Source organism: Subtercola sp. Z020, assembly GCF_002931235.1.
Classification (GTDB): domain Bacteria; phylum Actinomycetota; class Actinomycetes; order Actinomycetales; family Microbacteriaceae; genus Subtercola.
Genome location: NZ_PSTT01000029.1, coordinates 1 through 12,882 on the forward strand (window position 1 = coordinate 1; position 12,882 = coordinate 12,882).

The following is a 12,882-nucleotide window of genomic DNA, read 5'->3' on the forward strand; positions in this document are numbered from 1 at the left end:
ACACAATTCTAGCCCGCCACCCGCCCGGCGCTCGGGCCCCTCCGTCGCGGGCTAGAATTGTGTGCCGGATTTTTGAGGGGTGCAGACGTGGTTTCTTCCGAACTTGATCGCGAACGCGACTACGTTGCGAAGCTGTACGAGCGGCTCGACGAGCTGAGGGCCGATGCCCAGCGGCAACTCGAGCGCGTACACCGCCAAGACGTGGGCGGCAACCACCAGAGCCGGTCGGAGCGCGACGCTTTCGCCCGCATCTTCGAAGACCGCATCGTGCAGCTCAACGAGGTCGACGAACGGTTGGCGTTCGGTCGGCTCGAGGTGGCGGCGGGCTCGGATGCCCGCCGTTCCGAAGACGGCAGCCCCGACGACAACACCCCCGACGACGAATCGCCCTACCGCTACATCGGCCGCATCGGCCTGCGCGACGAGAACCTCCGGCCCATCCTGCTCGACTGGCGCGTGCCCCAGGCGGGCCCCTTCTACCAGGCCACAGCGGCGACGCCGATGGGCATCCGGTCGCGCCGTCACCTGCTGAGCCGGGGGCGCCGCATCGTGAAGATCGAAGACGAGGTCTTCGACTCGAGCTCCCTCACCGACGCCGAAGCGAGCACGCTGCAGGGGGAGGGCGCGCTGATGGCGTCTCTCGGCGCCGAGCGCACCGGTCGCATGCACGACATCGTCGCGACGATCCAGGCCGAGCAGGATCGCATCATCCGCTCCGAGCTGCCCGGCGTGCTCGTCGTGCAGGGTGGCCCCGGCACCGGCAAGACCGCTGTCGCCCTGCACCGCGCCGCCTACCTGCTCTACTCATACCGCGACAGGCTCCGCTCGTCGGGGGTTCTGGTCGTGGGCCCCTCGCGCGCCTTCCTGCAGTACATCGAGGCCGTGCTGCCGAGCCTCGGCGAGACCGGCGTCGTGCTGGCGAGTGTCGGGCAGCTCTTCCCCGGCGTCGACGCCACTGAAGAAGACGTGCCGGAGGTCGCCGTCGTGAAGGGCGCCACGGAGATGGCCTCGCTCATCGAACGCGCCATCCGTTCCCGCCAGCGTGTGCCCGCCGAGCCCCAGGTGCTCGACGTCAACGGTGAGAGCCTCACCCTCGAACCGCAGGTCATCGCCACGGCCATCGCCCGCGCCCAGGAGAGTCGGAAGCCCTACAACGAAGCGCGCGTCACCTTCGTGAAGACGGCTCTCGCCGACATGACCCGCGCCCTGGCCGCGCAGCTGCGCTCACACGGCAACACGGTCGACGAAGACGACTACGGCATGCTCCGCGAAGACCTGCGCTCGGCCTACGACGTGCGTGTCGCACTGAACACCGCGTGGATTCCGCTCACCCCGCAGAAGCTGCTGCAAGACCTCTACGCGCGGCCCCAGTGGCTGGCCGACCTCACCCCGAACTGGAGCCCTGCCAAACGCGCACTGCTCCGCCGCGATCGCGACGCGCCGTTCACCGTCTCCGACATTCCGCTGCTCGATGAGGCGGCCGAGCATCTCGGTGAGCACAACGATCGGAACGCTGCCGTCGACCGCGAGGCGAAGAAGCAGCGCAAGCGCGACATCGAGAACGCCGAGAACGCCATCCGCAACATGGATGTCGAGGGGCTCGTGCACGCCGAAGACCTCGCCGACACCTTCGCCGAGCAGGCCTCCCGGGGAACGACGGCCGAGCGCGCGGCCGGCGACCGCACCTGGACCTACGGGCACGTCGTGGTCGACGAGGCGCAGGAGCTCTCGCCGATGCAGTGGCGGCTGCTGCGCCGGCGCGGTCCGCTGCGCTCGTTCACGATCGTCGGCGACATCGCGCAGGCGAGCGCGGCGTCGAGCGCACGCAGCTGGAACGAGGCCGTCGCGCCGCTGGTCGGCCGGGCCAGGCGCGGTGAGGGCTGGCGGCTCGAAGAGCTGACGGTGAACTACCGCACGCCCAGCCAGATCGCCGAGGCCGCCCAGGCCATGGCCGAAGAGCACGGCCTGCCCGTCACGCGGTCGACGTCGGTGCGCGAGAGCCAGTGGCCGATCACGACCGTTCGCGCCTGGGCCGGCCTGCCGCCACAGGATGCCCTGCAGCAGGCCACGCTCGAAGCGGTCACGGCCGACCGTGCCATCGACTCGCTCGGAACCATCGGCGTCATCGTGCTGCCCGACAGCCTCGAAAGGACAGCGGCGACCCTCGCAGAGGCGATGCCGGGTGACGTGGGGATCGGTGCGTCGGGTCTCAGTAGGCAGGTGGCCGTGATGACACCGCAGGAGTCGAAGGGTCTCGAGTTCGATTCCGTGGTCATCGTGGAGCCCGACCGCATCCTCAGCGACATCCCCCGCGGCGCCTCGGCACTGTACGTGTCGATGACGCGGCCGACGCAGCGACTGACGTTCGTGGTTGGATAGAAACATGACAGATCTCACCACCAAACCAGAACTCGACGCTCCTGAGGGCCCCGCTCCCGAGTCGCTCGAAATCATCGACATCGTCGAGGGCGACGGCCCCGAGGCCTCAGCGGGCTCGACCGTCGACGTTCACTACCTCGGCGTCGACTACGAATCGGGCGACGAGTTCGACTCCTCCTGGAGCCGCGGCACGTCGATCAACTTCCCGCTCCGCCAGCTGATCGCCGGCTGGCAGCAGGGCATCCCCGGCATGAAGGTCGGCGGCCGTCGCAAGCTCACCGTGCCGCCGGAGCTCGCCTACGGGCCCGCCGGCAGCGGTCACGCCCTCTCGGGCCGCACGCTCATCTTCGTCATCGACCTCAAGGGTGTCAGCTAGCAGCTGCGCTCGAACAGCTTGCGATCAGGGGGTCGGCGCGAGAGCGTCGTACCCCCTGAACCGTCTGTTGCCCCGCACGATCGCCAGCACCAGCGCGACGATCAGCACTCCGCCCATCAGCGGCGGTACCCAGAGGAAAGCGAACGCCGACAGAATGCCGATGTAGGCATCGCCGAGCCGCGGCCCGCCCGTCACCACCACCATGAAGACCCCCTGGATGCGGCCGCGCATCCCGTCGGGCACCGCTGCCTGCAGGATGGTGTTGCGGAAGATCGACGAGACGTTGTCGGCCGCGCCTGAGCCGGCGAGCATGATCGCGGCGATGAGCAGTGCCGGCAGATTCGCATCCATGATCGACTCGGTGATCGAGTGCACGCCGTTCGATGCCACGAGCAGCACGATCCCGAAGCCCGCGATGAACAGGCCGTAGACCGTGATGGCCGTACCGACAGCACGCCCCTGCCAGCGCACATGCCCGAGCCGGCCCGACAGGATGCTGCTGCAGAGCGCTCCGATCGCTGCGGCGGCCGTGAGGATGCCGACGGTGATCGCTCCACCGCCGAGCAGCACGGCGCCCACCGCGGGAAAGAGCACGCGCGGCTGGCCGAACGTCATAGCGATGATGTCGAGGATGAACGTCATCCGCACGTTCGGCGCCCCCCGGAGGAAGCGCATCCCGTCGACCAGCGATGCGAAGCCGGGGCGTTTCAGCACCCCTTCGGGCACGATCTTCGGCAGCGAGACGATGCCCGAGAAGGCTGCGACGAAGAGCACCACGTCGACGGTGTAGGTCCATTGGAAACCGACGGTGGCCACGAGCACGCCCGCCAGCGCGGGCCCGATCGTGATCTGCGCGCCGACACTGATGCCGTTCAGGGCGGATGCGGCGGGCAGCAGTTCCTTCGGCAGCAGCCGGGGCACGATCGACTGCCGTGTCGAGCCGATCACGACGGCGGCGACGGCGATGACGGTCGCGAGCAGGTAGAACGGCCAGACGAGGTCGACCTGCAGCCAGGCCAGGGCGGCGAGCACGGCGGTCGACGCCCACGCGACGACGCCCGCGACCAGGGCCACCATGCGCCGGTCGAACGAGTCGGCCAGAATGCCGCCGTAGAGACCGAACACGATCATCGGCAGCAGCGCGATCACGCCGACGAGCGAGACCGCGAACGTCGACTGGGTGAGATCGTAGATGTGCAGCCCGACCGCCACGATGGTCATCTGGCCACCGATTCCCGAGATCGCCGCCCCGCCCCAGAGCCGGGCGAAGGCCGGGCTCCGCCTGAGCGGCGTAAGGTCGACGAACCGGCTGCGGGTCGGGGCGGAGTCGGTCGTCTGCTTCTCGGGGGTACCGCTCACAGCCCGAGGCGCTTCTGCACGGGCCCGGGAACGAGGTCGAGGAACTCGGTGTGCTTCCCGATGTAGTCCGCGATGAACGGGCAGAGCGGTACGACCGGCAGGTCGGATGCCCGGGCTGCCGTGAGTGCGTCGTGGGCGAGCGCACCGCCGATGCCGTGGCCCTCGAACTGCGGCTGAACCTCGGTGTGGGTGAACGTCAACTGGCCTGCGCGCAACTCGTAGTAGGCGATGCCGGCGAGTTCGCCGCGGAACCAGGCCTCGAAGCGCGACTTCTCGCGGTCGTCGCGCACGTCGACCGTGTCGCCGGTGGGCTGTGCACCGCCGTTCTGCCCGTCGCTCGTCGAACCGTCAGAAGATGTGAGTGGCATGGATCAACGATAACGTCGGAAGACCCGTCCCGAATCTCTGCAGGAGCGAATATGACGATCCCCGACGCTGGGGCCCACGGCCTCTCCGGACTCGACCAGTTGAACGCCTGGATCGCCGCCGGCGACCAGCCCAACATCGGCCGCACGATGAACTTCGATCTCGTCTCGGTGGGCGCGGGCAGTGCGGTGTTCACGGGCACGCCCACGATCGAGGTCTACAACCCGATCGGCTCCGTGCACGGTGGGTATGCCGCCGCGCTTCTCGACTCGGCCTGCGGCTGCGCCGTTCACTCCCTGCTGACGGCGGGGCAGGCGTACACGACCCTCGAGCTGAAGGTCTCCTACCTCCGCGGCATGACGCACGAGACCGGCGAGGTCCGTGCAGAGGGTCGTGTCATCAAGATGGGTGGGCGCGCGGCGTTCGCCGAAGCGAGGCTGATGGATGCCGCGGGAACCCTGTTGGCGACCGCGACCTCGACCCTGCTGGTGATCCAGCGCTGACGCCGGCTTCGCGGCCGCCGGCTGCGCTGACGCCTGCTCGGGCCATGGCGCCGGTCAGGGGCGGGCGGAGTTCCAGTCGTCGGCGCGCTCGACGTAGCCGCTCAGAATCTCGATGAAGTCGTCGTCGGGCACGTGGTTGGGGTCGAGGTCGTACTTGTCGAGCTCCCGCTGCAGCCGCTCGATCTCCGAGTCGATCTCCAGAACGGCCAGGGCGTTCGACTGCACGTCGTCGAGGTTGACCAGCATGTCGAGGGCCTTCTCGATGTCGCTGCGGCCACCGAATTCGTAGTTGCTCATGCGCCGAGTTTAGAACCTCCGAACGTTCTAGGCTGGTGCCGATGACTGATACGGGCCCGGGCGACGACGAACTACCGCTCGACAGCGACGTCGAGGTCGACGACGGCGACGGCGACGGCGACGACGACGACGGCGCAGGGCATCCCGCGAGACCCGCTCACCACCGACCGGGTCTCGTGCTGCTGGTCGGGCTCGGGGGAGCGATGGGCACCCTCGCGCGCTACGGTCTGCAGCAGGCGGTGCCGGCCGTCGGAGGCGTGCCCGTCGTCACCGCCGTCATCAACGTCGTCGGCGCCTTCCTCCTCGGCCTGCTGCTCGAGACGCTCGCGCGCCGCGGCGAGGACCGTGGTCGCCGCCGGGCACTCCGACTGCTGCTCGGCACGGGGGCCCTCGGCGGCTTCACGACCTACAGCGCGCTCTCTGTCGACACGGTCGGTCTGTTCCGGGGCGACGAACCGGGCCTGGCGGTGCTGTACGCGCTCGGCACGATCGTGCTGGGTGCGGCTGCGTCCGCGCTCGGCATCGCTGTCGGGGTGCAGGCGAACCGACGCGCGAGAGGTGCGCGCTGATGGCTCCCCTTCTCGTTGCCCTGCTGGTCGCCGTGGGAGGCGGCGTGGGTTCGATGGTGCGGTTCGTGCTCGACAGCGTGGTGCGGGCTCGCTTCGGGGGCCGGTATCCGGTGGGAACCACCCTCATCAACCTCTCCGGTTCCCTGCTTCTCGGTCTGGTGACCTCGCTGGCGCTCGGCCAGCTGCTCTCCGCTGACTGGAGGCTGGCGCTCGGTACGGGCGTGCTGGGCGGGTACACGACGTTCAGTACGGCCAGCTTCGAGACCGTGCGCCTGGCGCAGACGGGTCGTATCGGTGCGGCGCTTCTCAATGGGTTCGGGATGCTCGTGGGCTCCGTCGTGCTCGCCGCGGCCGGGTTCTGGGCCGGCGTGCTGATCACGGGGTGACGATGCTAGACTCACAAGGTTGCCGTCCAACGGCCGCGGAGAAAGAGAGCCCACACAGAAGGTGTCGGGCGCCGCGCAATGAGAGAAAAGGGGTCATCTATGCCGCTAACGCCAGATGCCAAGAAAGCCATCATCGACGAGTACGCCACCCACCCGGGTGACACCGGATCTCCTGAAGTGCAGGTCGCCATGCTGACCACGCGCATTCTCGATCTCACGGAGCACCTGAAATTCCACAAGCACGACCACCACTCACGTCGTGGCCTGCTTCTGCTGGTCGGTCAGCGTCGCCGTCTTCTCGGCTACCTGCAGAGCGTCGACATCGAGCGTTACCGCTCGCTGATCGCTCGCCTGGGCCTTCGCCGATAGGTTCGCACTTGGTGGATGGGCCGTTCTCCTGCGGGGGAGCGGCCCATTTCCATACCTGCTGCCTTCCATACCTGCGCGACACACCATGCCTCCCGTGAAACCATGCCTTCCCTGAAACGCCGTCGACTCCCGCTCTGGCGCTGGGACCCGTTCCTCGCGGCCCTCGTGCTCGGGCTCTCGCTGGTCGCCGCACTGTTCCAGCGCCTCGATCTGCCGGTGATCACGCCGATCGTCATGACGCTGCTGCTGGCGGTCGCGCTGGCCGCCGCACTCGCGCTGGTGCTGCCGCTCTTCGTGCCGAGGCTCCGCCGCGATGGCGAAGGGTCGCTGGCTCTGTCGCCGTCCACTGTTCTCGTGCCCGTGCCGGCCACCGAGGTCTTCCCGGTGGTCGACGGCCATCGGCACCAGACCAGCATCGAGGCGGCTGAGGCGCGGGGTGGCAGCCGGTTGACGGCCGTGCTGGTTCCCGGCGCCACGTCGTGGCTCGGCCGCGACCTGCGGGTCGCGGTCGACGCCCATGTCGGCGGGCGGCTGTACCGGGTGGGCTACCTTCCGCGGGAGATCGACCAGGCGACAGATGCCGCGCTCCGGCCCCTCGCGGAGCGGGGCGTCTACCGCACCGTGCCGGTGAGCATCCTGAACCAGAAGCGGCCCTACAAGCTGCAGGTCTCGCTCGGGCCGACGCTCGGGGAACTGCCGGAGTCACCGGAATCGGTGGACCAGGGCTGACCTCTGCCCTCCCCGGCCGCACCCGCAGGCTGCAGCGTTCGCGCGCTGCTGGGCCTGTCGGCTACTGGGCCCGCGCGAAGTACTCGTCGCTCGCCGTGAAACCGATGCGCGCTGCCGTGTCGCCCTGCTGCAGGTCGAGGGTCACCCAGGTTCGGAGCCCGCTCGGGTCGGGCGAACGACCGAGGTAGTGCTCGTACATCGCCCGCACGCGGTTCTCTGCCGTCTCTGTGGACTGCCAGAACTGCGCCGTCACCCAGCCGCGCCCGTTCTGGGCGGCGTAGTTCGCCCAGAACGCATACTCCGAAGGACCTCCCTCCCGGGAGAGCAGGGTCGTGTACAGCGAATGCGCGAAGCTCGTGTTCGTGCCCCCGTGCTGGGCGAAGTACTCGTCGGAGGCGTAGAGCTGCGTCTCGATCGAATCCGTGGTGAGCAGCCCCGCCTGCATCGCCCGGAGCTGGGTTCGGAGGCCCGCCGGCTCCGCGGGTCGACCGAGGATGCTGCGGTAGGCCGCGTCGATGCGGATGGTGCGGTACTCGTCGCTGTTGACGAACCCTGCGGCGATCTGCGAGCGTGGCGACCCGGTGGCGAGGAAGCCCTCCCAGAAGTTGATGTCGGCGGGGCTGGGGGAGCGGCCGAGGTAGTCCTGGTAGAGAGCCTCGATGTAGTTCGCGTCGAGTGACGGGCCGCCGCTCGGGGTCTGGCCGTTCGAGGCGAAGAGGTGCAACTGCGAGTAGTCGCCGTTGAACAGGTCCTGGTCGCCGGGGAATGTTCCTGTGCTGGCGTACTGCCAGATCGTGTAGTCGTTCCAGCCGGCGGGCAGCTGCCCCGCACCGTCGGAGAGGTTCTCGGGCCACCGGGCGATGAAGAGCGGGTTCGCACCGAAGGAGGCGTCGTTGCCGGTGCAGAGCTTCCACCAGTTGGTGGTGGAGTAGATCGTCGGCAGCACCCCGGTGCGCGCGCGTACCGTGTTCGAGAACTCGCGGATCCACGCGACCATGACCGCCGGGCTGAGCCCGTAGCAGGCGTTGGTGTGGTCGCTGCCCGTGTACGGGTCGTACTCGATGTCGAGCATCGGCGGGAGGGTTCGGCCATCCGGGCTCCAGCTGCCGCCGTGGTCGACGAACCAGTTCGCCTGCACGGCGCCGGTCGACTCGAAGGGGTTCGCGAAGTGGTAGGCGCCGCGCACCATGCCCACGCTCGTCGCGCCCGACCACTGGCCGGCGAAGTGCGTCGAGGCGTAGTCGTTGCTCTCCGTGGTCTTGATGTAGACGAAGCGCGCTCCGTTGCCCCAGGCGGCGTTCCAGTCGACGTTCGGCTGCCAGCCGCTCACGTCCATCCCGAGCACGTGGGTGCCGGGCGCTGCGGAGGCCCGTGCCTCCGGGGCGGCCTGCGCAGAGAGCGACTGCGCCTGCGGCTCGTTCTCGGCGAGCGTCGCCCCCATGACATGGTCGTGCGCGGCGTTCTGCTGCTCGAGCGTCGGCTGGGCATCCGGCGCCGGAGCGTCGTCGGCCTGCACCGACGGCACGGCCACGAAGAGCAGGGAAGCGGCCACCGCGCCCGCGAGCAGTCTGTACAACGCTGTCATTCCCTCACTTTAGCATGCCCCCGCACGGGGGACAGAGCACGGGGGCAGAGCACGGGTACAGAGCACGCGGGCCAGGGCACGGGGGAGGACAGGGCGCGTCGCTAGGTGCAGGCAGGCCCCCGGAGTAGACTGAGGGTGTAACACACGGAGCAGCCGGGTACGAAGCTGGTCACCGGTGGTGGTATCCCGAGAGGCTCGGTGTATTTCTACTGTTGGCCAGTCGTCAATTCGCTCCTGTGGCATGCCCCTGCCGAGCGCATCCGGCATGCCCCGCTCCGAGGAGGATCGCCTTCCACACGGGAAGGCGACGTTCTCCGCGCCGGTATGGCGCGGAACTCAGTGACTCACTGATGAAGACATAAGGAGAGAACCCCCACATGGAGGGTCCAGAAATCAAATTCGCCGAAGCCGTTCTCGACAACGGCTCGTTCGGCACCCGCACGATCCGTTTCGAAACGGGCCGTCTCGCGCAGCAGGCACAGGGTGCCGTCGCCGCGTACCTCGACGAGGAGACCATGCTGCTGAGCGCCACGAGCGTCTCGAAGCACCCGAAGGACAACTTCGACTTCTTCCCGCTGACCATCGATGTCGAAGAGCGTTCCTACGCCGCCGGCAAGATCCCCGGCTCGTTCTTCCGCCGCGAGGGCCGCCCCTCGACAGAGGCCATCCTCGTCTGCCGCCTGATCGACCGGCCGCTGCGCCCGTCGTTCGTCACCGGCCTCCGCAACGAGGTGCAGGTCGTCATCACCGTGCTGTCGATCGCCCCCGGCGAGTTCTACGACGCGCTGGCCATCAACGCGGCATCCGCTTCGAGCCAGATATCGGGCGTTCCGTTCTCGGGCCCGATCGGCGCCGTGCGCCTCGCGCTCATCGGCAAGCAGTGGGTCGCGTTCCCGACGTTCGACCAGCTGCAGGAGGCCGTCTTCGACATCGTCGTCGCCGGCCGAGTCGTGACCGACAGCAACGGCAATGAAGATGTCGCGATCATGATGGTCGAGGCCGAGGCCACCGAGCACGCGTGGGGCCTCATCCAGGCCGGCGCGACCAAGCCCGACGAGGCTGTCGTCAGCCAGGGCCTCGAGGCGTCGAAGTCGTTCATCAAGCAGCTCGTCGGTGCGCAGGTCGTTCTCGCCCAGCAGAGCGCCAAGGCGATCGCCGAGTACCCGGTGTTCCTGCCGTACTCGAAGGAGTCCTACGACAACGTCGCCGGCCTCGCCTACGACGAGCTCGTGAACATCTACCAGATCGCCGACAAGATCGAGCGTCAGGATGCCGACGACGCCCTCAAGGCGCGCGTCAAGACCGCGATCACCGAGAAGGTCGAAGCCGAGGCGATCCCCGCGTCGGTGCTCGCCGAGTTCAGCGCCGCCTACAAGGCCGTCACGAAGGTGGTCGTTCGCGGTCGTATCCTCCGCGACGGTGTGCGTATCGACGGCCGTGGCCTGAGCGACATCCGTCCGCTCGACGCCGAGGTCGAGGTCATCCCGCGCGTGCACGGTTCGGCCATCTTCCAGCGCGGCGAGACCCAGATCCTGGGTGTCACCACGCTGAACATGCTGAAGATGGAGCAGCAGATCGACTCGCTGAGTCCCGTCACCAAGAAGCGCTACATGCACCACTACAACTTCCCGCCCTACTCGACCGGTGAGACCGGCCGCGTGGGAACGCCGAAGCGTCGCGAGATCGGGCACGGCTTCCTCGCCGAGCGCGCCCTCGTTCCGGTTCTGCCGAGCCGCGAGGAGTTCCCCTACGCCATCCGCCAGGTGAGCGAGGCCCTCGGGTCGAACGGCTCGACCTCGATGGGTTCGGTCTGTGCCTCCACCCTGTCACTGCTGAACGCCGGTGTGCCGCTGCGCGCACCCGTCGCCGGCATCGCCATGGGCCTGGTCAGCGACGAGGTCGACGGCGAGACGCGCTACGCGGCCCTGACCGACATCCTCGGTGCAGAAGACGCCCTCGGCGACATGGACTTCAAGGTCGCCGGTACCAGCGAGTTCATCACCGCGATCCAGCTCGACACCAAGCTCGACGGCATCCCCACCTCGGTGCTCGATGGTGCGCTCGGCCAGGCGAAGGCCGCCCGCTCGGCGATCCTCGACGTGCTGAACGCGGCGATCTCCACCCCCGACGAGATGGCCCCGACCGCGCCCCGCGTGATCTCGGTGCAGATCCCCGTCGACAAGATCGGCGAGCTGATCGGCCCGAAGGGCAAGACGATCAACCAGATCCAGGACGACACCGGAGCCGACATCTCCATCGAGGAAGACGGCACCGTCTACATCGGTGCGGTCGACGGCCCGTCGGCAGAGGCGGCCCGCGCGGCGGTCAACGCCATCGCGAACCCCCTCAACCCCGAGGTCGGCGAGCGGTTCCTCGGCACGGTCGTGAAGATCGCGACCTTCGGCGCGTTCGTGTCGCTCATGCCCGGCAAAGACGGCCTGCTGCACATCAGCGAGGTACGCAAGCTCGCCGGTGGCAAGCGTGTCGAGAACGTCGAAGACGTGCTCGGTGTGGGCCAGAAGATCCAGGTCGAGATCACCAAGATCGACGACCGTGGAAAGCTCTCGCTCGCCCCGGTGATCGACGAGGCAGAGCTCGAGGCCAACCTCGTCGCCGTGCCGGCCGACACCGAGGGGTCCGCTGCTCACAGCACCGGCCCCGAGGCGCCCGCCGAAGGCTAGTCAGCACCACCCCGGCTGCCCTCCGCAGTCGGCTCCGGATGCCCGTCAGTACCCGTTCGTCAGAACGCGGCTGGCGGGCATCCGTCGTCTCCGCTCCGGCATTGCGGTGCAGGTGCCCGGGGCAGGTGCGGCGCACCGGTGCCGCGAACCGGTGCCGAGGCGGTGCCGCGGCGGTGCCGGGTTGGTGGAATCGCTTGCCCCACGTGCCGGGAGGGCGGATGATCGCAGTAGAGAAGAGGCACGCCATGAGTCGCACAGCCCTGAGCACGAAGACCGTCCAGTTCGCCGAATTCGGGGGAGTCGAGGTGCTCGACTTCGTGGAGGTGCGCATGCCCGAGCCCGGCCCGGGCGAGGTGCTCGTCGAAGTGCTGGCCGCCGGCATCAACCACATCGAGGCGTACATCAGGCAGGGCCAGTTCGCCGACCGCATCCCCACCAGCAGGCAGCAGACCCAGGGCAGCGACTTCGCCGGGATCGTACTCGCCGTCGGCAACGGCGTCACGCAGTTCAAGCGCAACTCCGAGGTGCTCGGCCACGCGCGCATGTCGTCGCACGCGTACCACATCGTCGTGAAGGCCTCGAGCCTCGTCGCCAAGCCGAAGCAACTCCCGTGGGAGGTCGCAGGTGCGCTGTTCCTCGCCGGTCTCGCCGCACACGACCTCGTCGAGCAGGTGCGGGTCGGCGCGGGTGACACGGTGGTCGTCTCCGCTGCCGCCGGGGGAGTGGGCAGCATCGAGATCCAGCTCGCGAAGCTCAAGGGAGCCACGGTGATCGGCACCTGCGGCGAGCGGAACTTCGACTACCTCCGCCAGCTCGGCATCAAGCCTGTCGTCTACGGCGACGGTATGGCCGAGCGCATCGAGAAGCTCGCGCCCGAGGGTGTCGACGCATATCTCGACAACTTCGGCCAGCACGGCGCCGCCATCGCCGAGGAACTGGGTGTGCCGGCCGACCGCTACACCTCCAGCGAGCACCGCAGGGACATCGAACTCGCGGCCATCGATCCCGACGAGGCGACCGAGAAGCACAACACCGAGGTTCTGGCGAAACTGGCCCAGTTGGCGGCTGGTCGGCAGGTCTCGGTGCTGATCTCGGGCTATTACCCCTTCGGTTTCGTGCGCGATGCCTTCGACGACCTCGAGAAGCGCCACGCCCGGGGCAAGATCGTGCTCGGAATGAAGCCGGCCCACAATCTGACGGTCATGAAGGCCCGCGACGTCTCGGATGCACGGGACTGACGCGTCGTCGCCGATCCTGACGGCCACCGCCCGGGCCGGCACCTC

The 12,882-nt window shown here is 68.4% G+C and carries 13 protein-coding genes; 9 read left to right on the plus strand and 4 right to left on the minus strand.

All coding sequences use genetic code 11. From position 1 onward, the window contains the following. The first annotated feature begins 87 nt into the window (after positions 1-87). Together C5B96_RS03770 and C5B96_RS03775 are read left to right on the plus strand one after the other, a co-directional pair. On the plus strand, positions 88-2,379 hold the full coding sequence (locus C5B96_RS03770; protein ID WP_104243105.1) for a UvrD-helicase domain-containing protein: 2,292 nt from the start codon (positions 88-90) through the stop codon (positions 2,377-2,379). Between the two features lie 4 nt (positions 2,380-2,383). Then, a complete protein-coding gene (locus tag C5B96_RS03775; protein WP_104243107.1) occupies positions 2,384-2,755 on the plus strand; it encodes an FKBP-type peptidyl-prolyl cis-trans isomerase in 372 nt (123 codons plus the stop codon). 24 nt (positions 2,756-2,779) lie between these two features. Here C5B96_RS03775 and C5B96_RS03780 read toward each other — a convergent pair whose 3' ends face one another. Next, a complete protein-coding gene (locus C5B96_RS03780; protein ID WP_104243109.1) occupies positions 2,780-4,114 on the minus strand; it encodes an MFS transporter in 1,335 nt (444 codons plus the stop codon). Beyond that, positions 4,111-4,482 carry a GNAT family N-acetyltransferase gene (locus tag C5B96_RS03785; protein WP_104243111.1) on the minus strand — a complete coding sequence of 124 codons (372 nt, stop codon included), beginning with the start codon at positions 4,480-4,482 and terminating at the stop codon, positions 4,111-4,113. The genes C5B96_RS03780 and C5B96_RS03785 overlap by 4 nt, the downstream gene beginning before the upstream one ends. A 51-nt stretch (positions 4,483-4,533) precedes the next feature. Here C5B96_RS03785 and C5B96_RS03790 point away from each other — a divergent pair, with 51 nt between their 5' ends. Next, positions 4,534-4,983 (plus strand): PaaI family thioesterase, encoded by a 450-nt coding sequence (locus tag C5B96_RS03790; protein ID WP_104243113.1) that lies wholly within the window; start codon positions 4,534-4,536, stop codon positions 4,981-4,983. A 54-nt stretch (positions 4,984-5,037) separates the two neighbouring features. On the opposite strand, the gene C5B96_RS03795 is transcribed toward C5B96_RS03790, so the two are convergent. Continuing rightward, entirely contained in the window at positions 5,038-5,280 is a 243-nt protein-coding gene (locus C5B96_RS03795; RefSeq protein WP_104243115.1) for a hypothetical protein, read from the minus strand. Positions 5,281-5,321: 41 nt separating this feature from the next. Between C5B96_RS03795 and C5B96_RS03800 the strand changes: the two genes are divergently transcribed. The 4 genes from C5B96_RS03800 to C5B96_RS03815 all read left to right on the plus strand — a co-directional run bounded on the left by C5B96_RS03800 (position 5,322) and on the right by C5B96_RS03815 (position 7,333). Next, on the plus strand, positions 5,322-5,849 hold the full coding sequence (locus C5B96_RS03800) for a CrcB family protein (protein WP_104243117.1): 528 nt from the start codon (positions 5,322-5,324) through the stop codon (positions 5,847-5,849). After that, complete coding sequence (gene crcB, locus C5B96_RS03805) at positions 5,849-6,235, plus strand: fluoride efflux transporter CrcB (RefSeq protein ID WP_104243119.1); 387 nt, start codon at positions 5,849-5,851, stop codon at positions 6,233-6,235. The genes C5B96_RS03800 and crcB overlap by 1 nt, the downstream gene beginning before the upstream one ends. A 99-nt stretch (positions 6,236-6,334) precedes the next feature. Next, on the plus strand, positions 6,335-6,604 hold the full coding sequence (rpsO, locus tag C5B96_RS03810) for a 30S ribosomal protein S15 (RefSeq protein WP_104243121.1): 270 nt from the start codon (positions 6,335-6,337) through the stop codon (positions 6,602-6,604). 102 nt (positions 6,605-6,706) lie between these two features. Beyond that, positions 6,707-7,333, plus strand: coding sequence for a hypothetical protein (locus C5B96_RS03815; protein WP_104243124.1), 627 nt, complete (start codon positions 6,707-6,709; stop codon positions 7,331-7,333). A gap of 61 nt (positions 7,334-7,394) precedes the next feature. On the opposite strand, the gene C5B96_RS03820 is transcribed toward C5B96_RS03815, so the two are convergent. Continuing rightward, a complete protein-coding gene (locus C5B96_RS03820; protein ID WP_104243126.1) occupies positions 7,395-8,918 on the minus strand; it encodes a GH25 family lysozyme in 1,524 nt (507 codons plus the stop codon). Between the two features lie 377 nt (positions 8,919-9,295). On the opposite strand from C5B96_RS03820, the gene C5B96_RS03825 reads away from it, so the two are divergent. Together C5B96_RS03825 and C5B96_RS03830 are read left to right on the plus strand one after the other, a co-directional pair. Next, positions 9,296-11,599, plus strand: coding sequence for a polyribonucleotide nucleotidyltransferase (locus tag C5B96_RS03825; protein WP_104243128.1), 2,304 nt, complete (start codon positions 9,296-9,298; stop codon positions 11,597-11,599). A 245-nt stretch (positions 11,600-11,844) separates the two neighbouring features. Continuing rightward, positions 11,845-12,837, plus strand: a complete 993-nt coding sequence (locus C5B96_RS03830) for an NADP-dependent oxidoreductase (protein WP_104243130.1) — start codon at positions 11,845-11,847, stop codon at positions 12,835-12,837. Positions 12,838-12,882 lie beyond the last annotated feature (45 nt).

Coding starts and splice junctions, on each gene's coding strand:
- C5B96_RS03775 (WP_104243107.1), top strand. CDS start 2,384: ATGACAGATCTCACCACCAAACCAGAACTCGACGCTCCTGAGGGCCCC.
- crcB (WP_104243119.1), top strand. CDS start 5,849: ATGGCTCCCCTTCTCGTTGCCCTGCTGGTCGCCGTGGGAGGCGGCGTG.
- C5B96_RS03825 (WP_104243128.1), top strand. CDS start 9,296: ATGGAGGGTCCAGAAATCAAATTCGCCGAAGCCGTTCTCGACAACGGC.
- C5B96_RS03785 (WP_104243111.1), bottom strand. CDS start 4,482: ATGCCACTCACATCTTCTGACGGTTCGACGAGCGACGGGCAGAACGGC.
- C5B96_RS03815 (WP_104243124.1), top strand. CDS start 6,707: ATGCCTTCCCTGAAACGCCGTCGACTCCCGCTCTGGCGCTGGGACCCG.
- C5B96_RS03795 (WP_104243115.1), bottom strand. CDS start 5,280: ATGAGCAACTACGAATTCGGTGGCCGCAGCGACATCGAGAAGGCCCTC.
- C5B96_RS03790 (WP_104243113.1), top strand. CDS start 4,534: ATGACGATCCCCGACGCTGGGGCCCACGGCCTCTCCGGACTCGACCAG.
- C5B96_RS03820 (WP_104243126.1), bottom strand. CDS start 8,918: ATGACAGCGTTGTACAGACTGCTCGCGGGCGCGGTGGCCGCTTCCCTG.
- C5B96_RS03800 (WP_104243117.1), top strand. CDS start 5,322: ATGACTGATACGGGCCCGGGCGACGACGAACTACCGCTCGACAGCGAC.
- rpsO (WP_104243121.1), top strand. CDS start 6,335: ATGCCGCTAACGCCAGATGCCAAGAAAGCCATCATCGACGAGTACGCC.
- C5B96_RS03830 (WP_104243130.1), top strand. CDS start 11,845: ATGAGTCGCACAGCCCTGAGCACGAAGACCGTCCAGTTCGCCGAATTC.